Source organism: Pseudomonas sp. NC02, assembly GCF_002874965.1.
GTDB lineage: Bacteria > Pseudomonadota > Gammaproteobacteria > Pseudomonadales > Pseudomonadaceae > Aquipseudomonas.
Window position 1 is genome coordinate 6,307,553 of sequence record NZ_CP025624.1, and the last position, 19,968, is coordinate 6,327,520.

18 protein-coding genes are annotated in these 19,968 nt (G+C 61.2%); 7 read left to right on the plus strand and 11 right to left on the minus strand.

What is annotated here, in order from left to right; all coding sequences use genetic code 11:
- Positions 1-23 precede the first annotated feature (23 nt).
- The 6 genes from pqqF to pqqE all read left to right on the plus strand — a co-directional run bounded on the left by pqqF (position 24) and on the right by pqqE (position 5,787).
- Positions 24-2,396, plus strand: a complete 2,373-nt coding sequence (gene pqqF, locus C0058_RS29725) for a pyrroloquinoline quinone biosynthesis protein PqqF (protein WP_102370040.1) — start codon at positions 24-26, stop codon at positions 2,394-2,396.
- A 159-nt stretch (positions 2,397-2,555) separates the two neighbouring features.
- Entirely contained in the window at positions 2,556-2,630 is a 75-nt protein-coding gene (pqqA, locus tag C0058_RS29730; RefSeq protein WP_003194766.1) for a pyrroloquinoline quinone precursor peptide PqqA, read from the plus strand.
- A 77-nt stretch (positions 2,631-2,707) separates the two neighbouring features.
- The gene (pqqB, locus tag C0058_RS29735; RefSeq protein WP_102370041.1) at positions 2,708-3,619 is read left to right on the plus strand and encodes a pyrroloquinoline quinone biosynthesis protein PqqB; all 912 of its coding nucleotides are present in this window, start codon (positions 2,708-2,710) and stop codon (positions 3,617-3,619) included.
- 11 nt (positions 3,620-3,630) lie between these two features.
- Positions 3,631-4,383, plus strand: a complete 753-nt coding sequence (gene pqqC, locus C0058_RS29740) for a pyrroloquinoline-quinone synthase PqqC (protein ID WP_003211042.1) — start codon at positions 3,631-3,633, stop codon at positions 4,381-4,383.
- Complete coding sequence (gene pqqD / locus C0058_RS29745; RefSeq protein ID WP_003211043.1) at positions 4,380-4,655, plus strand: pyrroloquinoline quinone biosynthesis peptide chaperone PqqD; 276 nt, start codon at positions 4,380-4,382, stop codon at positions 4,653-4,655. The genes pqqC and pqqD overlap by 4 nt, the downstream gene beginning before the upstream one ends.
- Entirely contained in the window at positions 4,648-5,787 is a 1,140-nt protein-coding gene (pqqE, locus tag C0058_RS29750; protein ID WP_008434380.1) for a pyrroloquinoline quinone biosynthesis protein PqqE, read from the plus strand. The genes pqqD and pqqE overlap by 8 nt, the downstream gene beginning before the upstream one ends.
- A 6-nt stretch (positions 5,788-5,793) precedes the next feature.
- Here pqqE and C0058_RS29755 read toward each other — a convergent pair whose 3' ends face one another.
- Both C0058_RS29755 and C0058_RS29760 read right to left on the minus strand, forming a co-directional pair.
- Positions 5,794-5,952, minus strand: coding sequence for a YqaE/Pmp3 family membrane protein (locus C0058_RS29755; RefSeq protein ID WP_003211049.1), 159 nt, complete (start codon positions 5,950-5,952; stop codon positions 5,794-5,796).
- A 186-nt stretch (positions 5,953-6,138) separates the two neighbouring features.
- Complete coding sequence (locus C0058_RS29760) at positions 6,139-7,419, minus strand: aspartate aminotransferase family protein (RefSeq protein ID WP_102370042.1); 1,281 nt, start codon at positions 7,417-7,419, stop codon at positions 6,139-6,141.
- A gap of 209 nt (positions 7,420-7,628) precedes the next feature.
- Between C0058_RS29760 and C0058_RS29765 the strand changes: the two genes are divergently transcribed.
- Positions 7,629-8,519, plus strand: a complete 891-nt coding sequence (locus C0058_RS29765) for a LysR family transcriptional regulator (RefSeq protein ID WP_003211052.1) — start codon at positions 7,629-7,631, stop codon at positions 8,517-8,519.
- Between the two features lie 226 nt (positions 8,520-8,745).
- Here C0058_RS29765 and C0058_RS29770 read toward each other — a convergent pair whose 3' ends face one another.
- The 9 genes from C0058_RS29770 to bioF form a co-directional block, all read right to left on the minus strand.
- Positions 8,746-10,524, minus strand: coding sequence for an acyl-CoA dehydrogenase C-terminal domain-containing protein (locus C0058_RS29770; RefSeq protein ID WP_102370043.1), 1,779 nt, complete (start codon positions 10,522-10,524; stop codon positions 8,746-8,748).
- 122 nt (positions 10,525-10,646) lie between these two features.
- The gene (locus C0058_RS29775) at positions 10,647-12,431 is read right to left on the minus strand and encodes an acyl-CoA dehydrogenase C-terminal domain-containing protein (RefSeq protein ID WP_102370044.1); all 1,785 of its coding nucleotides are present in this window, start codon (positions 12,429-12,431) and stop codon (positions 10,647-10,649) included.
- Positions 12,432-12,521: 90 nt separating this feature from the next.
- Positions 12,522-13,811, minus strand: a complete 1,290-nt coding sequence (locus C0058_RS29780; protein ID WP_023659318.1) for a diguanylate cyclase — start codon at positions 13,809-13,811, stop codon at positions 12,522-12,524.
- Between the two features lie 204 nt (positions 13,812-14,015).
- Positions 14,016-15,821, minus strand: a complete 1,806-nt coding sequence (locus tag C0058_RS29785) for a phenylacyl-CoA dehydrogenase (RefSeq protein WP_008434376.1) — start codon at positions 15,819-15,821, stop codon at positions 14,016-14,018.
- A 338-nt stretch (positions 15,822-16,159) separates the two neighbouring features.
- On the minus strand, positions 16,160-16,441 hold the full coding sequence (locus C0058_RS29790) for a hypothetical protein (protein WP_008434375.1): 282 nt from the start codon (positions 16,439-16,441) through the stop codon (positions 16,160-16,162).
- Between the two features lie 107 nt (positions 16,442-16,548).
- Positions 16,549-17,229: a dethiobiotin synthase gene (bioD, locus tag C0058_RS29795; RefSeq protein ID WP_102370045.1), complete on the minus strand. Its 681-nt coding sequence runs from the start codon at positions 17,227-17,229 to the stop codon at positions 16,549-16,551.
- Positions 17,226-18,035 carry a malonyl-ACP O-methyltransferase BioC gene (bioC, locus tag C0058_RS29800; RefSeq protein WP_102370046.1) on the minus strand — a complete coding sequence of 270 codons (810 nt, stop codon included), beginning with the start codon at positions 18,033-18,035 and terminating at the stop codon, positions 17,226-17,228. The genes bioD and bioC overlap by 4 nt, the downstream gene beginning before the upstream one ends.
- On the minus strand, positions 18,028-18,759 hold the full coding sequence (locus C0058_RS29805; RefSeq protein ID WP_102370047.1) for an alpha/beta fold hydrolase: 732 nt from the start codon (positions 18,757-18,759) through the stop codon (positions 18,028-18,030). The genes bioC and C0058_RS29805 overlap by 8 nt, the downstream gene beginning before the upstream one ends.
- A complete protein-coding gene (gene bioF, locus C0058_RS29810; RefSeq protein ID WP_102370048.1) occupies positions 18,752-19,930 on the minus strand; it encodes an 8-amino-7-oxononanoate synthase in 1,179 nt (392 codons plus the stop codon). Before bioF ends, C0058_RS29805 begins: the two co-directional genes overlap by 8 nt.
- Between the last annotated feature and the right edge of the window lie 38 nt (positions 19,931-19,968).

Consider the following 19,968-nt stretch of genomic DNA (forward strand, 5'->3'; position numbering starts at 1 on the left):
CTTCCTACGTTTCGGAAGTGCTCATGCCTGCGCCGGCCCACCCTCATCACCTTCAATTGACCCTGGCCAGCGGCCTGCGGGTTTCCTTGCATCATGCGCCGCGCTTGAAGCGCGCCGCGGCTGCCTTGCGCGTTGCAGCGGGCAGCCACGATGTGCCCCTGGCGTGGCCGGGACTGGCGCATTTTCTTGAGCATTTATTGTTCCTGGGCACCGGACGTTTTCCTGCAAGCGAAGGGCTGATGGCCTACGTCCAGCGCCAGGGTGGACAGGTGAATGCCAGCACCCGCGAGCGCACTACCGACTTTTTCTTTGAGGTGCCTGTTTCGGCATTTGAAGCCGCACTGGAGCGCCTGGGGGACATGCTCGCCCATCCGCGCCTGGCCCTGGAAGACCAGTTGCGTGAGCGCGAAGTATTGCAGGCGGAGTTTATTGCCTGGTCGCAAGATGCCACGGCGCAACAGCAACAAGCGTTGCTGGAAGGTGTTGCGGCGGATCATCCGTTGCGCGCGTTTCATGCGGGCAACCGGGATAGCTTGGCGGTAGAGCGTGAGGATTTTCAGCAGGCCTTGCGGGATTTTTATGAAGGTTTCTATCATTCCGGGCAGATGACCTTGAGCCTTGCGGGCCCTCAGTCGCTGGTGGAGCTGGAGGCATTGGCGCATCAGTTTGGCGCTGCGCTGAAGACTGCACCTCTGCGGCGACAGACGCCGGCGCCAGCGTTGCTGGCCGGCAATCAACGTACTTATCAACACACCGATGAACACCACTGGCATCAGGTGGTGGCAAGCGAGGCTTCCCCTGAGGCGCTGGATTTCCTCTGCCTGTGGCTGAACACTTCGGCGCCCGGCGGGTTGCTCGCCGAGTTGCAGTCGCGGCAGTTAGTCAGTGCCATTAACGCAACGGCGCTGTATCAATTTGCCGGACAGGCGTTGTTGGATATCAAGTTCACCCTGGACACTCAGGATGCGCAGCAGACGACACTGATCGAAGAACTGCTGCACGACTGGCTGAGCTTTTTCGCACACAGTGACTGGGCGCCCCTGCGGGAAGAGCACGCCTTGCTGCTTGCTCGCAAACAACAGGTCAGTGGTGCCCTGGCATTGGCCCGGCAGGACAAGGAACTGGTCCTGTCCGAGCAGAGCGCCAGCTCCCTCAAGACCCTGCTGGACTCGCTGCAATTGCCGCCGTCCCGGCACGCCTGGCAACTGCCGCCCACCAATCCGTTCCTGCAGCCGGCAGCCAGGGAAGAGCGCCCGGGGCTGATTCGCGGGCAAACCAGCGCCCATCGCGGCCTGCGCACGTTCGCCCAGGATCGCTCCCGTGGGCGAAAGGACTTTTCGGCGCTGACCTTCAGCCAGGCCTTGCCAGGCGACACAGATGAAGGCGCGCTCTACCTGCGCTGGCATCTGGATTCGCCGCTGGATGCAGAGCTTTTCCCACGGCTGCGTGAGAACGCCAGCCAGGCTGGCGTCCAGTTGTCTTTCGAGACAATCGGCGGTCACTGGCAGCTGAAGATGCTAGGGCTGCACGAACCCATGCCCGCGATATTGGAGGAAGTGGCACGCGAGCTGACCCGGCTCGACGAAAATGCCGGAGCGTCATCCTCCCCGGCGCCGGCAATGGCGATCCGGCAGTTACTCAAGGCATTGCCCGGGTATTGCGCCGACATCCCAGCTGCACAGCAGGTTGCTGGGCGAGACCGATGGTCAACCGCTCGCTGGCAAGGGCTCGCCGTGGGGCTGCCCGCCGCCTGCGAGACGGCGATAAAAAGTGCAGCCGGGAAACTGCCCGGCCAACCGCAAGCGGCTATCAGCGAACTGCCGTCAATCAGCAGCCAGCATCGTTGGCACGAAGTCAGGACCGATTCCAGCGACGCCGCGTTGCTGCTGTTCTGCCCGACAGCCACACGCTCCCTGGCGGACGAGGCTTGCTGGCGTCTACTCGCACATCTGGTGCAAGCGCCGTTCTACCAGCAACTGCGTGTTGAGCTTCAATTGGGCTACGCGGTGTTCAGCGACATCCGACAGTACAGCGGGCAAACCGGCCTGCTGTTTGGGGTGCAATCCCCAAGCGCGTCTCTTGCGCAAATACTTGATCACCTGCAGGCGTTCCTGAAGCAACTGCCCGCGCTGATCAACGCCAGCGAACTGCCGAACGATCTGGCCCGGCAATTTTCCCTCGACGCCCTACCCACTTCCCAAGCCGCTGAACTGCTCTGGCACGCGCACTTGGCAGGCCACCCGTCGGATTACATCCAGCAGCTGCAAGATTTCATCCAGACCCGCACCCGTGAGGATTTAATGGTATCTGCACAGCAACTCAATGCTGCTGCAGGCGGATGGTGCTGTGTGGCCAATGGCGCTTGTGCCGCCGGCTCCTGGCAACGATCTGGCTGATCATTGCCGCTTCGGTAAAAGGCTTTTTCCCGCAGGACAGCGCTATCTTCAAAAGAAGTACGTAACATTCACATGCACACATCTGAACATCTCCGCTTGGAGGTGGACTATATGTATTACTTGGTAGTAAACGTCCCTTCCCTTCGTAGGAGTAAGAACATGACTTGGTCCAAACCTGCTTACACTGATCTGCGTATCGGCTTTGAAGTCACCATGTACTTTGCCAGCCGCTGATTGGCTTTGTATCGCAATGCAACGCCTCGGCTCGCCCGGGGCGTTTTTATTTTTGAGTTATGTGTAGTGGAGCGGCCATGTTTGTCCAGATTCTAGGTTCCGCCGCGGGCGGTGGTTTCCCGCAATGGAACTGCAACTGCGTGAACTGCGCAGGTTTTCGTGACGGTAGCCTGCGGGCCAAGGCGCGTACCCAGTCGTCCATCGCGATTTCCGATGACGGCGTGAACTGGGTGCTGTGCAACGCGTCGCCAGACATTCGCGCCCAGCTTCAAGGGTTCGCCCCGATGCAACCCGGTCGCGCCCTGCGGGACACCGGCATCAGCGCGATCATCCTGATGGACAGCCAGATCGACCACACCACCGGCCTGCTCAGCCTGCGCGAAGGCTGCCCGCACCAGGTGTGGTGCACCGACATGGTCCATGAGGACCTGAGCACTGGCTTCCCGCTGTTCACCATGCTGACCCACTGGAATGGCGGCCTGGCCTGGAACCGCATCGAGCTGGACGCCAGCTTCACGATCCCCGCCTGCCCCAACCTGCGCTTCACACCATTGCCCCTGCGCAGCGCGGCACCGCCCTACTCACCTCACCGATTCGACCCACACCCGGGCGACAACATCGGCCTGATCGTCGAAGACCTGCGCACCGGCGGCAAGCTGTTCTATGCGCCGGGCCTGGGCAAGGTTGACGCACCGTTGCTGGAAATAATGGCCGGCAGCGATTGCCTGCTGGTGGACGGCACGATGTGGGACGACGACGAAATGCAGCGCCGTGGCGTCGGCACCCGCACCGGTCGCGAGATGGGCCACCTGGCACAAAACGGCCCCGGCGGCATGCTGGAAGTGCTGGAGCAGTTGCCCAAGCAGCGCAAGGTGCTTATCCACATCAACAACACCAACCCGATCCTGGATGAAGACTCGCCCGAGCGAGCCGAGCTGCTGCGACGCAATGTGGAAGTGGCGTACGACGGCATGAGCATTGAATTGTAGGAGCGAGCCAAATGACTGACACACCGCTGACCACCGCCGAGTTCGAACAGGCCCTGCGCGCCAAGGGCGCCTTCTACCATATCCATCACCCGTATCACGTGGCGATGTACGAAGGCCGCGCCACCCGCGAGCAGATCCAGGGCTGGGTCGCCAACCGTTTTTATTATCAGGTGAACATTCCCCTCAAGGACGCCGCGATCCTGGCCAACTGCCCGGACCGGGAGATTCGTCGTGAGTGGATCCAGCGCCTGCTGGATCACGACGGCGCTCCCGGCGAAGACGGCGGCATTGAAGCCTGGTTGCGCCTGGGACAGGCCGTCGGCCTCGACCCGGATCAACTGCGCTCCCAGGAATTGGTACTGCCGGGCGTACGATTTGCGGTAGACGCCTACGTCAACTTCGCCCGCCGGGCCAGCTGGCAGGAAGCCGCCAGCAGTTCCCTGACCGAGTTGTTCGCCCCGCAGATCCACCAGTCGCGCCTCGACAGCTGGCCCCAGCATTACCCATGGATCGACCCCGCCGGCTACGAGTATTTCCGCACCCGCCTGGGCCAGGCTCGCCGGGATGTGGAGCACGGTCTGGCCATCACCCTGCAGCACTACACCACCCGCGAAGGCCAGGAGCGCATGCTGGAAATTCTCCAGTTCAAACTGGACATTCTTTGGAGCATGCTCGATGCAATGAGCATGGCTTATGAACTGAAACGCCCGCCGTATCACAGCGTGACCGATCAGCGTGTATGGCATAAGGGGATCACCCTATGAGCTTCGATCGCAGCAAAAAACCGACCTGGCGCCAGGGCTATCGTTTCCAGTACGAACCGGCGCAAAAAGGCCATGTGCTGCTGTACCCGGAAGGCATGATCAAGCTCAACGACAGCGCCGCCTTGATCGGTGGCTTGATCGACGGCGAGCGCGATGTCAGCGCAATCATCGCCGAGTTGGACAAGCAGTTCCCTGGCGTGCCCGAGCTCGGTGAAGACATCGAGCAATTCATGGAGGTTGCCCGTGCTCAGCACTGGATCGAACTTGCCTGACCTGCCACCCAAGCCGGAAATCGGCCTGCCGCTCTGGTTGCTGGCCGAGCTGACCTACCGCTGCCCGCTGCAATGCCCGTACTGCTCCAATCCGCTGGATTTTGCCGAGCAGGGCAAGGAACTGAGCACGGAACAGTGGATCAAGGTATTTCGTGAAGCCCGGGAAATGGGCGCTGCGCAACTGGGGTTTTCCGGCGGTGAGCCGCTGGTGCGCCAGGACCTCGCCGAACTGATCGCCGAGGCGCGCAAGCTGGGTTTCTATACCAACCTGATCACCTCCGGCATCGGCCTCACCGAGCAGAAGATCAGCGACTTCAAGAAGGCCGGCCTGGACCATATCCAGATCAGTTTCCAGGCCAGTGACGAGCAAGTGAACAACTTGCTGGCCGGCTCGAAAAAAGCCTTCGCACAAAAACTCGAAATGGCCCGGGCAGTGAAAGCCCATGGCTACCCGATGGTGCTGAACTTCGTCACCCATCGGCACAATATCGACAAGATCGACCGCATCATTGAGCTGTGCATTGCCCTGGAAGCGGACTTTGTCGAGCTTGCCACCTGCCAGTTCTACGGCTGGGCCCAGCTCAATCGGGTCGGCCTGTTGCCGACCCAGGAACAGCTGGTGCGCGCCGAACGCATCACCAACGAATACCGCGCCAAGCTCGAAGCCGAAGGCCACCCGTGCAAGCTGATATTCGTCACGCCGGATTACTACGAGGAACGCCCGAAAGCCTGCATGAATGGCTGGGGCAGCATCTTTCTGACAGTAACGCCGGACGGTACTGCCCTGCCGTGCCACGGAGCCCGACAGATGCCGGTGCAATTTCCCAATGTGCGCGACCACAGCATGCAACACATCTGGTACGACTCGTTTGGCTTCAACCGCTTTCGCGGCTACGACTGGATGCCCGAGCCGTGCCGTTCATGTGACGAGAAGGAAAAGGACTTCGGTGGGTGCCGCTGCCAGGCGTTCATGCTGACCGGGGATGCCAGCAATGCTGACCCGGTGTGCAGCAAATCGGAGCACCACGGCATGATCCTCCAGGCCCGCGAAGAAGCGGAGCACGCCACCCAGACCATTGAGCAACTGGCCTTTCGCAATGAGCGCAACTCACGGCTGATCGCGAAAGGCTGAGGTCTTTTAGCGTTTGGCGATGATGTACACCGCGTGCACGATGCCGGGAATGTAACCGCACAAGGTCAGCAGGATGTTCAGCCAGAACGCGCCAGCGAAACCCACTTGCAGGAACACACCCAGTGGCGGCAGCAGAATAGCGATGATGATGCGAATGATATCCATGGGTTCAGCTCCAGAAAATCGGCTCGTGTGAGCCGTACAAGCTAATCGACCTTGGCCGTTGGTAAGGGTTCAGTGGGATCTGGCACTCAGCCATCGTCTAATTCGCGGACAAAAAAACGCCCCCAGCCAAAAGAATCAGGCTGGAGGCGCCGCGTATACCGCGAGACGGTTCAGGAAATATGGGGCTTAAACGGCAATGCCCTTGCGGCATTGCAGCTGTGCAGTGCGCACCCGGGAGAAGGTACGGGCCAGACGCAGGAGCATTTCGTCGACGTTGCTTTTGCTCAATGTGAGCGCCGGGGTGAAGCGCAGGCAATCGGGTTGCGGCGCGCTCAGGATCAGGCCTTCACTGAGCGCGGCGTTTACCACCGCATCTGCCGAATCCTCCGACAGAGTCAGTCCCCACATCAGGCCCTGGCCGCGCAGTTCACCCTGGTCATAGCGATGCGCCAGGCGGGCAAGCCCTTCACCCAGGTAAGTGCCGACCTCGCAGACGTGTTCAAGAAATCCGTGGTTCAGCACCGTATCAAGCACCGCCACACCGGCGGAAGCCATCAGCGCGTTGCCGTGGTGGGTGCCTTCCAGCTCACCCAGCTCAAAACAACACGCTTTGCCCCGTGCCAGCAACGCCGCCAGCGGCACACCGCCCCCCAAGCCCTTGCCCAGGGTGATGATGTCGGCGCGAACGCCATAGTGCTGTTCGGCGAGCAACGTGCCACAACGGCCGGTGCCGGTTTGCACTTCATCAAGGATCAACAGAATTCCCAGCTCACGGCACAGACGTTCGACACCCTTGAGGTAATGCTCGGTCGCGGGAATGACGCCGGCATCGTTCTGGATCGGTTCCAGCATGATTGCCACGGTTTGCGCATCCACCGCCGCGTGCAGCGCCGGCAGGTCGTTGAACGGCACGTGGCTGAATCCCGGCAACTGGGGCTCAAAACGGTTTTCACTGGCGGCTGCCGAGGCTGACATCGCGGCAAAGCTGCGGCCATGGCAACCATTGCTCGCGGTGATGATGCGATAGGCGCCGCCACGGTGCAGTTGGCCCCATTTGCGCGCCAGCTTGATAGCCGCTTCGCAGGCTTCGGCGCCGCTGTTGAGCAGGTAGGCCTGGTCGCTGCCGGTGCGATGGCACAGGCGGTCGGCGAGGTTCAGTTGAACGCGGTTGTGCAGGCTGTTACCGGGATTGATCAGCGATTGGGCCTGATCGGCCAGCGCCTTGGTCACTGCCTGTGGGCTATGGCCCAGGCTGTTGGCGCCGCCACCCTGGCTGAAGTCGAGATAGGCGCGGTCTTCGCTGTCCCACAGCCAGGAGCCCTGGCCGCGTACGAACACCTGGGGCGGGCGGGCCACGCTGGGCATCAGGCAATCGCTGGAAAGATCGTCTCGCAGAGCCGGGGTCTTCGCCTCGAGGATCAGATCATCCAGGCTGGGGGCGGGGCGACGCAGGTTGAACAGGTTCATGGATGAACCTCTTTGGCAATCGCACCTTGGTCGGTATTACCGATAAACCCATGGCGGAGGTTTTTTGCCTTGCCTATGCAAACACCGTCAACATAAACACTACTCATCTTGCTTTCCGGCCCTGTAAGCCCTGTGAATAGGCGCTAGACTAGGCGCCTTGGGGGCACTCGGCCATTTCGATTTTCCAGCATTTTCGATAAGCATTACTTATGGATTTCAAGCAACTGCGTTATTTCGTCGCGGTGTACGAAGAAGGCCATGTGGGGCGGGCAGCGGAGCGCCTGTCGATCTCCCAGCCAGCCTTGTCGCAGCAGATTCGCCAGCTCGAGCAAAACCTTGATGTGAGCCTGTTCGAACGCAGCAGCAAGCGCCTGCTGCCGACCCTCGCCGCCCACACTTTGTATAACCACGCCCTGCCCTTGCTCGACGGTATGCAGCACGCGGTGGAAGCACTGCGCAACTTCAAGGGCCAGGCACTGCGCACCTTGGCGATCGGCGTGCTGCAAACCGTGCACACCAGCCTGGTGCCGCAGATGCTCGAACGAGTGCGCAAGGCCCAGCCGCACCTGGTCGTACAGATCTACGAGCTGACCGGGATGGAAATCGAACGCCGGCTGCTCAACGGCTCGCTGGATATCGGCATCAGCTACCTGCCGCCACGCCAGCCGGGGCTGCACGGCGTGCTGCTGTATGAAGATGAACTGAAGGTGGTCATCCCGGCTGATCACCCGCTGCGGGAATTCAAGAAAGTCTCCCTGAAGCAAGCCGCCGAGTTACCCATGTTGCTGCTGGGGGAAGAGTTTCAGGTGCGCCAGATATGGCAAGGTCAATTGGCCAACCTGGGCCGACGCCCGCAAGTGCAGGCCGAGTTGAATACGATGGCGGGGATTCTCGACAGCCTGCCCCACACCAAGCTGGCGACGGTGCTTCCCGGACGCTCCCAGGATGAACACAACAGCAAGGCGTTGCTGTGGAAACCCTTGAGCGAACCACGGGTGCCGTTGAAAGTGGGGTTGGTGTGCCGGGATGTGCAGCGCCAGCAGGCGACGCTGGAATTGTTGCGCACGCTGCTGGAAGACGTGATGAACGCGCCCGCCTGACTTTTTCGCAGGCAAAAGAAAACCCCGCCGAAGCGGGGCTTTGCAGACTGTTTCCCTGACATCCATTTCACTCCGCCTTCCTGGCAGAATCCTACGTGTCCGTGTTGTTGCTTTGCGCTTCCTGCGCGACGTCCATGTGAAGTAGATTATCCGTGGATCCAATTTGGCGATAGAGGACGAATAGCAGCACGTCATGTAAGAGAATGCTTACACGCCCTCCAAGCCCTTAAAACAGTGCTTCATCCAGCAAAAACAGCGATTCGCTACCGGCTTTTACCGAGGCGCTGAGGGACGCGATCCGCGGCAGCAAGCGCGCAAAGTAGAAACGCGCAGTGCCCAGCTTGCTCGCGTAGAAGTCTTCCTGAGCCTCTTTACCCAGAGCTGCCTTGGCCATCAGGGCCCACATGTAGGCATAAGCCATGTAGCCGAACGCGTGCAGGTATTCCACGGATGCCGCGCCGATTTCATTCGGGTTGGATTTGGCGCGGTCCAGCAGCCAGGCGGTCAGTTCGTCCAGGTCATCCACGGCCGCGTTCAGCGGCTTGGTGAATTCGGCCAGTTCGGCGCCGGCAGTGGCGGTGAAATGGCGGATCTCATCAGCGAACAGCTTGTAGAACGCCCCACCGCTGCCGACGATCTTGCGTCCCACCAGGTCCAGGGCCTGAATGCCGTTGGTGCCTTCGTAGATCTGGGTGATGCGCACATCACGCACCAGTTGCTCCTGGCCCCATTCGCGAATGTAGCCGTGGCCGCCGAAAATCTGCTGGCCGTGCACGGTGGTTTCCAGGCCCAGGTCGGTCAGGAACGCCTTGGCAACCGGGGTCAGCAGAGCAACCAGATCGTCCGCGCGTTTGCGGGCGGTGGCGTCTTCGCTGAACTTGGCGGTGTCGAGCTGCATCGCCACATAGGTGGAGAACGCACGGCCACCTTCGTTCGAGGCTTTCATAGTCAGCAGCATGCGCCGCACGTCCGGGTGGACGATGATTGGGTCAGCGACCTTGTCCTTGGCTTTCGGACCGGTTGGCGAACGGCTTTGCAGGCGGTCGCGCGCATATTCGATAGCGTTCTGATAAGAGCGCTCACCGGAGGCCAGGCCCTGGATGCCCACACCCAGGCGCTCGTAGTTCATCATGGTGAACATCGCGGCCAGGCCACGGTTCGGCTCGCCCACCAGGTAGCCCACGGCTTCGTCGAAGTTCATCACGCAGGTCGCAGACGCCTGGATGCCCATCTTGTGTTCGATGGAGCCGCAGGTCACCGGATTGCGCGCCCCCAGGCTGCCGTCGGCATTGACCATGAACTTGGGCACCAGGAACAGCGAAATACCCTTGGGACCCGCCGGTGCGTCCGGCAGCTTGGCCAGCACCAGGTGGATGATGTTCTCGGTGAGGTCGTGCTCGCCACCGGTGATGAAGATCTTGGTGCCGCTGACCTTGTAGGAACCGTCTGCCTGAGGCTCGGCCTTGGTCCGAATTATCCCAAGGTCAGTGCCGGCATGAGGTTCGGTCAGGCACATGGAACCGGCCCACACGCCGGAGTACATATTCGGCAGATAAGTGGCCTTGAGCTCTTCACTGGCGTGGGTGTTGATCGACACGCAGGCGCCGGAGGTCAGCATCGGGTAGAGGCCGAAGGCCAGGCCCGAGGAGTTGATCATCTCTTCTACCTGGGCCGACACTGCCTTGGGCATGCCCATGCCGCCGTACGCCGGGTCGCCGCCAACACCTACCCAACCGCCTTCAGCGTAGGTTTTGTAGGCGTCCTTGAAGCCAGCCGGGGTGAAGACCGCGCCATTCTCCCAGCGGCAGCCTTCTTCGTCGCCGCCGCGGCTGAGCGGGGCGACGGTCTTGGAGGTGACTTTGCCGGCTTCTTCGAGGATTGCCTCAACGGTCTCGGCGTCGACGGTTTCTGCCAGCGCGGGCAGTTGGGCCCAGAGTTTGGCGACCTCGAAAACTTCGTTGAGGACGAAGCGCATATCGCGCAGCGGCGCTTTGTAGTCAGCCATGGCAAACCTCGTGAGAACTTTAACGTTATTCGGGTGGGGTCGGTTTTACAGACCCCGAGTGTAACCGAACAACTTTTGTGACACATAGGGTCTGCTTGTGACCAACAAGTATTTTACGGTCACTAAAGCGCAAACAGCTCCGCGGGCAGACTCATCAGGCATTCGCTACCCGCCTCCACTGCCGCCCGATGGGCCGCCGTGCGCGGTAGCAGGCGCTTGAAGTAGAACTCGCATGTCGCCAGCTTGCCTCGAGCGTAATCGGCATCACCGCTGCCGCTGTTCAACTGCTCCTGTGCCACCAGCGCCATGCGCAGCCACAGATAGGCGAGGATGATGTAGCCGCTGTACATCAAGTAATCCAGAGCTGCAGCACCCACTTCATCCGGGTTCTTCATGGCGACCATGCCGACCTTGACGGTCAACTCGCCCCATTGCTGATTCAACTCGTTGAGCTGCGCCACATGCCCCTTGAGTTGCGGATGCTCGGCGTTTGCAGCGCAGAACTTGTGGACGATCTTTGTAAAACCACGCAGCAGCTTGCCCTGGCTGCCGAGCACCTTGCGCCCGAGCAAATCCAGGGCCTGGATGCCATTGGTCCCTTCATAGATCGGCGCAATCCGGCAATCCCGCACCAGCTGCTCCATGCCCCACTCACGAATGAAGCCATGGCCGCCGAACACTTGCATGCCGTGGTTCGTAACCTCCAGCCCGGTTTCGGTCATGAACGCCTTGCAGATCGGCGTAAGGAAGGCCAACAGGTCTTCGGCTTCCTGGCGTTGCCCCTCGTCGCCACTCAGGTGTGCGGTATCGAGCAACTGTGCCGAGAAGTAGGTCAATGCGCGGTTGCCTTCATTGAAGGCTTTCATGGTCAGCAACATGCGCCGCACATCCGGGTGGACGATGATCGGATCAGCGGCTTTTTCGGGTGCCTTGGCGCCGGTCAGCGAGCGCATCTGCAAGCGGTCGTTGGCGTACTTGATCGCACCCTGGAAGCTCGCTTCCCCCAGGCAAAGGCCCTGCATGCCGGTGCCCAGGCGCGCATGGTTCATCATGGTGAACATGCAGTTGAGGCCCTTGTTCGCCTCACCGATCAGGAAACCCCGGGCGCCATCGAAGTTCAGCACACAGGTGGCCGACGCCTTGATGCCCATCTTGTGCTCGATGGAGCCGCAACTCATCGTGTTGCGCTCGCCCGAGTCGGCATGGAACTTGGGCACGATAAACAGCGAGATTCCCTTGGTGCCGGCCGGCGCATCCGGCAGCTTGGCCAGCACCAGGTGGATGATGTTGTCACTCATGTCATGCTCGCCGGCCGAGATGAAAATCTTGCTGCCGGTGACTGCATAACTGCCGTCGGCCTGCGGTACGGCGCGGGTCTTGATCAGGCCAAGGTCGGTGCCGCAATGGGCTTCAGTCAGGCACATGGTGCCGGTCCACTGGCCCGCGGTGAGTTTGCTCAGGTAGGTGTTTTTCTGCTCTTCAGTGCCGTGGGCACGGATCGCCGACATCGCACCGTGGGTCAGGCCAGGGTACATGCCCCAGGACGTATTGCTGGAGGAGATCATCTCCGCGAGCACCAGGCCCAGGGACATTGGCAAGCCCTGCCCGCCGTAGGCCGGGTCAGCCGCCAAACCGTGCCAGCCGCCTTCCACGTACTGCGCGAAGGCTTCCTTGAAGCCCTTGGGCGTGGTCACCACACCGTTGTCGAAATGGCAGCCTTCTTCATCGCCGGAGCGGTTCAACGGCGCCAGGACGTTTTCGCAGAACTTCGCACCTTCCTCGAGGATCGCGCCGACCATGTCCGGGCTGGCATCGCTTGCACCCAGCGCGGCGTAGTGGCCGTGGAAGTCAAAGACGTGATCGATCAGAAAGCGCATGTCGCGCAGGGGAGCTTTATAGTCAGGCATGGCAATGTCTCCGGCAGCAGATGCCTTCAACCTACTGCCGCACGGCCCACCGGACAATCACTGTAGGGCCGCTGAATACACCACCATCACTCAACCGGCAGCGCTGTCCATGCGGACCGCGCCGCGGCGGGTCTGCCCCGCAGCGACCACGCAGTTACGCCCCGCGCCCTTGGCGTTGTACAGCGCCTGGTCGGCGGATTTGAGCACTTCTTCAGGGCTGCGCTGCTCGGCCTGGCGTTCGGCCACACCGATGCTGACGGTCACCGACACGCTGGAAGCGCCATTGCCCACACGACGCTGGCGCCCCTGCTGGTCGTCGTGGGGACGGTCCGGGTTACGCAGTTTGATGTCGTAGTTGGCGATGATTTCGCGGATCTCTTCCAGGTGCGGCAGGCATTCATCCAGGGTCTTGCCGGCGAATACCACGGCAAATTCCTCACCGCCATAGCGGTAGGCCCGGCCGCCGCCGTTGACCTTGGACAGCTTGCTGGCCACCAGGCGCAGTACCTGGTCGCCCACGTCGTGGCCATGGGTATCGTTGAAACGCTTGAAGTGATCGACGTCGCCCATGGCCAGCACATAATTGCGCCCCAGGCGCTGCATGCGCTCATTGAGCGCGCGGCGGCCCGGCAACCCGGTCAGCTCGTCACGGAAGGCCATTTGATAAGCCTCGTGGGCCACCCCGGCAGCGATCATCAGCATCACCTGGCTGCACATGATGTTCAGGGTGAACGGCAGGATGAATGTCTGCGGCAACATCCAGAACAACCCCAGCAACCCTACCAGTTGCGCGGCGTGCAGCGGTCTTGGTTGATACCAGTACTGCGCGGCCAGGGTCACAAAACCAATCAGGAACATCGGATAGGACAGCTGGATCAGGCTCATCCAGCGGCCATGCAAGGCGGGCCAGCGAATTTCAGCCAACCAGCTCAACAAGGCATGGGGGAAACTTTGTTCAAGGGCAAGCGCCACGCTGCCTACCGCAAACAGCACCGCGCAGCGTGCGACGAAGTCGCGAAACAGGTGGGTTTTTTCTTGCCAGACCGCGTAGATGCCGAACAGCAACGGTAACAGCAGGCAACACAGATGGAAGACCACGGCCGCGTCGTCCCGCACGCGACCGTTATCGCGGTAGTAATCGGTCTGGGTATCCAGCAGGAAATAGACCACGTACACCGTGATCATCAGGAACAGCTCTCGTTGGCGCCGGTAGACCGCGCAGTACGAACCGCCCAGCAGCAGCACGAGGGTCGGCAGCACATTGAACAGTGAAGTGAAGAACACATTGAGATCCTTCACATACGCAGCCGAGAGCCCCGCCAGCAGTAAAAGCAGTGAAGGTAAAAAATGACTGAAACGTACAGCAGACGCGCGCGACAAGGGTAAAGCTCCGACCCACAAAAAAGATGGCACAGTGCCTTCACTGATCACAGTTAAGCACATTCAATGTGATGCGTATCACATTGCCATCACTGTAACGGCCGCTCGGAGCAATCCCTGAGTGCGGTACTGTGGTTTTTTATCGCGCAAAAAAAACCGCCGCTCCCGAAGGAGCGGCGGCTTTTGAAGCGAACTGGCCGAGGCTTAGTAGCCCAGGTCGAAGTTCTCTTCTTTCATGTCCATCAGGTTGTTGGCGCCCGACAGCATGGTTGCAACGTGGGTGCGGGTACGCGGCAGGATGCGCTGGAAGTAGAAGCGCGCAGTCTGCAGCTTGGCGGTGTAGAAGCCTTCTTCGGTGGTGCCGGCAGCCAGTTTCTCAGCGGCCAGGCGGGCCATGTCGGCCCAGAAGTAAGCCAGGCAGGCATAACCGGAGTACATCAGGTAATCCACCGAAGCGGCACCGACTTCTTCGCGGTCTTTCATGGCCGCCATGCCGACCTTCATGGTCAACTCGCCCCACTCTTTGTTCAGTGCCGCCAGCGGTGCAACGAATTCCTGTACGGCTTCGTTGCCTTCGTTGGCCTGGCAGAACTTGTGGACGATCTTGGTGAAGCCCTTCAGCGCTTCGCCCTGGGTCATCAGCACTTTACGGCCCAGCAGGTCGAGGGCCTGAATGCCGGTGGTGCCTTCGTACAGCATCGAAATGCGGCTGTCGCGAACGTTCTGCTCCATGCCCCACTCGGCGATGAAGCCGTGGCCGCCGTAGATTTGCACGCCGTGGTTGGCGGCTTCAAAACCGACTTCGGTCATGAACGCCTTGGCGATCGGGGTCATGAAGGCCAGCAGTGCGTCAGCCTGTTTCTTGGCTTCGTCGTCAGTGCCGTACTTGACCACGTCAACCTGCTTGGCGGTGAAGTACACCATCGCGCGGTTGCCTTCGGCGAAGGCTTTCATGGTCAGCAGCATGCGGCGCACGTCAGGGTGCACGATGATCGGGTCAGCGGCCTTGTCCGGCGCTTTCGGGCCAGTCAGGGAGCGCATTTGCAGGCGGTCACGAGCGTATTTGAGGCCGCCCTGGAAGCCGATTTCAGCGTGGGACAGGCCTTGCAGCGCGGTGCCCAGGCGAGCGGTGTTCATAAAGGTGAACATGCAGTTCAGGCCTTTGTTCGCCGGGCCGATCAGGAAACCGGTGGCCGCGTCGAAGTTCATCACGCAGGTGGCGTTGCCGTGGATACCCATCTTGTGTTCCAGGGAACCACAGGACACCGCGTTGCGTTCGCCAATCGAACCGTCGGCGTTCGGTACGAACTTGGGAACGATGAACAGCGAAATGCCTTTGGTGCCAGCCGGTGCGTCCGGCAGGCGAGCCAGCACGATGTGGACGATGTTGTCGGCCATGTCGTGTTCGCCGGCCGAGATGAAGATCTTGGTACCGGAAACCTTGTAGGAACCATCAGCCTGAGGCTCGGCCTTGGTGCGCAGCATGCCCAGGTCGGTGCCGCAGTGCGGTTCGGTCAGGCACATGGTGCCGGTCCACTCGCCCGACACCAGTTTGGTCAGGTAAGCCTCTTGCTGCTCGGGGGTGCCGTGCTCGGAAATGGTGTTCATCGCGCCATGGGACAGGCCCGGGTACATGCCCCACGACCAGTTGGCTTCGCCGACCATTTCGCTGACCGCCAGGCCCAGGGATTCCGGCAGGCCCTGGCCACCGTGCGCCACGTCGTGGGCCAGGCTTGGCCAGCCGCCTTCAACGAACTGTTTGTAGGCTTCTTTGAAACCGGTAGGGGTCTTAACGCCTGACTCGCTCCAGGTGCAACCTTCGATATCACCCACGCGGTTCAGCGGTGCCAGTACCTGCTCACAGAACTTGGCGCCTTCTTCGAGAATGGCGTCAACCATGTCCGGGGTAGCGTCCTGGCAAGCCGGCAGGCTCTGATAGTGCGCTTCATAGCCAAGCAGTTCGTCACGAACGAAGCGAATATCACGCAAGGGGGCCTTGTAGTCAGGCATAGCGATAAACCTCTGCTGATGTATCTGGGATGAACAACCGCATGGATGTGTTGTGGCGGTCAAACAGTTGTTTGAAACATACGTTTACGACCAATCCTTGTCAAGCGTCGCGCAAACGCCGTTTGTCATGACGCAGGTCAACGTCAGGCACGGCAAGGCCTGCAGCGAAATGCCGCATGACGATTCAGGGGGAAAAAGATTATTGAGCGGTGAAGATCAGTGTGGGAGCTGGCTTGCCTGCGATGCGGGCGCCGCGGTGTATCAGGAGGATCGAGGTGACGCTATCGCAGGCAAGCCAGCTCCCACAGAGAAGCCAGCTCACACGATAAGAGGGGGGGTTATGCGTAAGTATCGATCAAGGTGCCGAGCATTTCGTCGGAAGCCTTGGCGACTTTGGCGCCCAGTTCAACCTGGAACTTGCCTTGGGCCATCTCGACCATGTTGCTCGCCGAGTTGCTGGCCTGATTGGCGTCTACCGAACGCAAACGATCATTTTGCGCGTCTGAAGGCTGGGAAGTGGCGGCGCTGGCAATCTTGCCGGCGGCCTGGTCGACACGGTTCTGCCCGGTCTGAATCGCGCTCAGTCCCGAGTAAAACGCACTGCTACCAGAGATTTCCATGGCGTGAACCTGCCTATAAGAGAATCGTGAACTGTTATTGAAGCAGACCTACCGGCAAAACGCCCGTCAAAAACACTAATGGCATAATGCCTTCGCGATAGGCAAAACTAGTCAAGCAGGTCCAGTTGCAAGTACGCGGCGATCGCTTCGGCGCTGGGATGCTTGAGCTTGGGCACCCTTCCCAGGCATGGCGCGGGGAGTCGTTCAGCCAGGGTCGCGAGGTTTTCTTCCAGACGAGAGGTCTTGGGGTCGATGATATTGGCCACCCAGCCCGCCAGCGGCAACCCGTCCCGGGCGATGGCTTCTGCGGTCAACAACGCGTGACTGATACACCCCAGCCGCACACCCACCACCAGGATCACCGGCAGCTTCAGCGCCTGGGCCAGGTCCGACAAATTGTCCTGGTCCGCCAATGGCACACGCCAGCCGCCCGCACCTTCGATCAAGGTGAAGTCCGCCTGCTTGGCGAGAACGTGCTGCATGGGCTTCAACAACGACTGCACCGTCAGCGCCACGCCGGCTTCACGGGCCGCCAGATGCGGCGCGATGGCCGGCTCGAAGGCCACCGGGTTGACCTCGGCATAACTCAACGGCAACGAACACTCGGCCAGCAACGCCAGGGCGTCCGAATTGCGCAGGCCCTTGGGCGTCAGCTGGCACCCAGAGGCTACCGGCTTGCCCGCCGCCGTACTTTTGCCGGCTTGCCGCGCGGCATGCAGCAGGCCGGCAGCGACGGTGGTCTTGCCGACGTCGGTGTCGGTCCCCGTGATGAAGTAAGCGGCATTCATAGAGGTTTCTCCAGGACGGCGTACACCACTTGATAAGTTGCCGGCAGGCCCTGGGCCTGGCGGAACTGCTCGTAGGCTTGCACCAGTGCAACAATCCGCGCCCGGCCCGTCAACCCTCCTGGGCGCCCCGGGTTCAGATTGTGCGCACCCAACGCTTTCAGTTCGTGGGTCAGGCTGCGCACGTCGGGGTAATGCAGCACATGGGGGCGCTGCTCCAGGCTGCGCACCCGCAAACCACTGGCTGCGCACAGTTGCTCATAAGCACTGAACGGCCGGAAGCGGTTCACATGAACCATGCCATCCGCTGCGCGCCAGCTTTCGCGCAACTCATCCAGCGTACCCACGCAGAGGCTGGCAAACGCCAGCACGCCGCCGGGCTGCAATACGCGCCGCGCTTCGCTGAGCACTGCGGCAAAATCCGAGCACCACTGCACCGCCAAACTGGAGTAGATCAGCCCGCAACTGGCGTCCTGCAAGGGCAAGCGCTCGGCATCGCCAGCGATGAAATGTTGTGCACCGCCCAGCGGCCGGGCGTGTTTGAGCATGCCCTCGGCGATATCCAGGGCCAAACCCTGGCTACCCGCAAATGACTGGCCCAGCACACGACTGAAATAACCCGTGCCGCAGCCCAGGTCCAGCCAGCGTTGTGGAGAAAGACCTTCGGGCAAACGCCGCAACAGCTCGCTGCCCACCGCACGCTGCAACTCGGCAACGCTGTCGTAACTGGCGGCTGCGCGGGAAAAGGAGGCCGCTACCTGGCGCTTGTCTGGCAAGCCGCCGGGCAACACATGGGACAAATCAGTCATCACCGCACTCATGCAAAAAAGCCTGGATGGCCCCCGCCACACCGTGGGGGTCCTCCAGTAGAAAAGCGTGACCGGCCTGTTCAATCAGGCCGATTTCAACGTCAGGCAACAAGGCGAACAACTCACTCGCCACTTCAGCCGGAACCAGCCCGTCCAGCCCGGCAAACAGATGCAACTGCGGCCCTTGAAAGTCGACCAACGCCTGACGGGTGTCCAATCGGCCCAACAGCTCCAGACCACTGAGCAAGGTCTGCGCGGAGGTTTTAGGGGCACCCGCCAGCAATAGCCGAGCAAGTGATCGGGGATCGCTGGAACCCCGGGCGCAAAGCAGACTGAAGCGTTTTAACGTCGCAACCGGATCAAGGCGGCAACCGTCAAGAAACGCAATAAAATCCTCTTCGTGCATGCCATGGTCCCAGCGGGGCCAGGCCACGAAGCTTGCGTTGCTGGCAAAGGTGAGCAAACCGCAACAATGATCACCGCGCCGGGCGGCCAACTCGGCAGCAAGCATGCCGCCGAGGGACCAACCACCCAGCCAGACGTCTTGGGGCAAGGTCGAATCCAGCTCATCGAGCCACTCTTGAAGGTCGTCCGACTCCACGTCCGGCAACGGTTCGATCTGCACCCGCAAGTGTTCATCCAGCCCCTGCAACGCCGCCGCCAGCGGTTCCAGCGGCGAAACACCGAGGCCCCAGCCAGGCAGCAATATCAGTCGATCACGCATGGTCGGGCTCCTGGCCTAACAAGCGGAAACACTCTTCCAATGCGCTTAACAATAGCTGCACCTGGGCTTCACTGTGGGCCGCCGTGAGAGTCACCCGCAGACGGGCACTGCCGGCGGGCACGGTCGGTGGGCGGATCGCGGTGACCATCAGCCCGCGCTCGCGCAGCATCTGCGACAAACGCACCGCGCGGGCACTGTCGCCAATCATGATCGGCTGGATCGGCGTGAAACTGTCCATCAGCTCGAGGCCAATCTGCTCGGCGCCCTGGCGGAACTGGCGGATCAGCCCATTGAGATGCGCACGGCGCCAATGCTCGGTGCGCAGCAATTCCAGGCTTTTCAGCGTGGCGCAGGCCAATGCCGGCGGTTGGCTGGTGGTGTAGATATACGGGCGGGCGAACTGGATCAGGCTTTCGATCAGCTCTTCGCTGCCCGCGACAAACGCGCCGGCAGTACCGAAGGCTTTGCCCAGAGTGCCCACCAACACCGGAACGTCTTCCTGGCTCAAACCGAAATGCTCGACGATCCCACCACCGTTGGCGCCCAAAGGCCCGAAGCCATGGGCGTCATCCACCATCAACCATGCGCCCCTGGCCCGGGTTTCACGGGCCAGCGCCGGCAAGTCGGCCAGGTCACCGTCCATGCTGAACACGCCGTCGGTCACCACCAGCGTATTGCCGGTGGCTTTCTCCAGGCGCTTGGCCAGGCTTTCAGCATCGTTGTGCAGGTAACGATTGAAGCGCGCACCCGAGAGCAAACCGGCATCCAGCAACGAGGCGTGGTTAAGGCGGTCTTCCAGCACCGTATCGCCCTGCCCCACCAGCGCGGTGACGGCGCCAAGGTTGGCCATGTAACCGGTGGTGAACAGCAGCGCCCGCGGGCGACCAGTGAGGTCGGCCAGGGCCTCTTCCAGTTCATGGTGCGGCGTGCTGTGGCCGATCACCAGATGCGAAGCGCCGCCACCCACGCCCCAGCGAGCCGCGCCCGCGCGCCAGGCTTCAATCACTTGCGGGTGATTGGCCAGGCCCAGGTAATCGTTGTTGCAGAACGCCAGCAACGGCTGGCCGTCGACCACCACGTCAGGGCCTTGCGGGCTCTGCAGCAGTGGACGTTGGCGATACAGGTGTTCGGCACGACGAGCCGCAAGACGCGCGGCGAGATCGAAAGACATGAGACCTCGGTAGATCAGGTTGAACGCAGTCAAAAATG

What these genes read in the sequence shown, in the direction of transcription:
- pqqF (WP_102370040.1), top strand. Translation starts at nt 24, where the DNA reads ATGCCTGCGCCGGCCCACCCTCATCACCTTCAATTGACCCTGGCCAGC.
- pqqB (WP_102370041.1), top strand. Translation starts at nt 2,708, where the DNA reads ATGTTTGTCCAGATTCTAGGTTCCGCCGCGGGCGGTGGTTTCCCGCAA.
- pqqC (WP_003211042.1), top strand. Translation starts at nt 3,631, where the DNA reads ATGACTGACACACCGCTGACCACCGCCGAGTTCGAACAGGCCCTGCGC.
- pqqD (WP_003211043.1), top strand. Translation starts at nt 4,380, where the DNA reads ATGAGCTTCGATCGCAGCAAAAAACCGACCTGGCGCCAGGGCTATCGT.
- C0058_RS29755 (WP_003211049.1), bottom strand. Translation starts at nt 5,952, where the DNA reads ATGGATATCATTCGCATCATCATCGCTATTCTGCTGCCGCCACTGGGT.
- C0058_RS29760 (WP_102370042.1), bottom strand. Translation starts at nt 7,419, where the DNA reads ATGAACCTGTTCAACCTGCGTCGCCCCGCCCCCAGCCTGGATGATCTG.
- C0058_RS29765 (WP_003211052.1), top strand. Translation starts at nt 7,629, where the DNA reads ATGGATTTCAAGCAACTGCGTTATTTCGTCGCGGTGTACGAAGAAGGC.
- C0058_RS29770 (WP_102370043.1), bottom strand. Translation starts at nt 10,524, where the DNA reads ATGGCTGACTACAAAGCGCCGCTGCGCGATATGCGCTTCGTCCTCAAC.
- C0058_RS29775 (WP_102370044.1), bottom strand. Translation starts at nt 12,431, where the DNA reads ATGCCTGACTATAAAGCTCCCCTGCGCGACATGCGCTTTCTGATCGAT.
- C0058_RS29785 (WP_008434376.1), bottom strand. Translation starts at nt 15,821, where the DNA reads ATGCCTGACTACAAGGCCCCCTTGCGTGATATTCGCTTCGTTCGTGAC.
- C0058_RS29790 (WP_008434375.1), bottom strand. Translation starts at nt 16,441, where the DNA reads ATGGAAATCTCTGGTAGCAGTGCGTTTTACTCGGGACTGAGCGCGATT.
- bioD (WP_102370045.1), bottom strand. Translation starts at nt 17,229, where the DNA reads ATGAATGCCGCTTACTTCATCACGGGGACCGACACCGACGTCGGCAAG.
- bioC (WP_102370046.1), bottom strand. Translation starts at nt 18,035, where the DNA reads ATGACTGATTTGTCCCATGTGTTGCCCGGCGGCTTGCCAGACAAGCGC.
- C0058_RS29805 (WP_102370047.1), bottom strand. Translation starts at nt 18,759, where the DNA reads ATGCGTGATCGACTGATATTGCTGCCTGGCTGGGGCCTCGGTGTTTCG.
- bioF (WP_102370048.1), bottom strand. Translation starts at nt 19,930, where the DNA reads ATGTCTTTCGATCTCGCCGCGCGTCTTGCGGCTCGTCGTGCCGAACAC.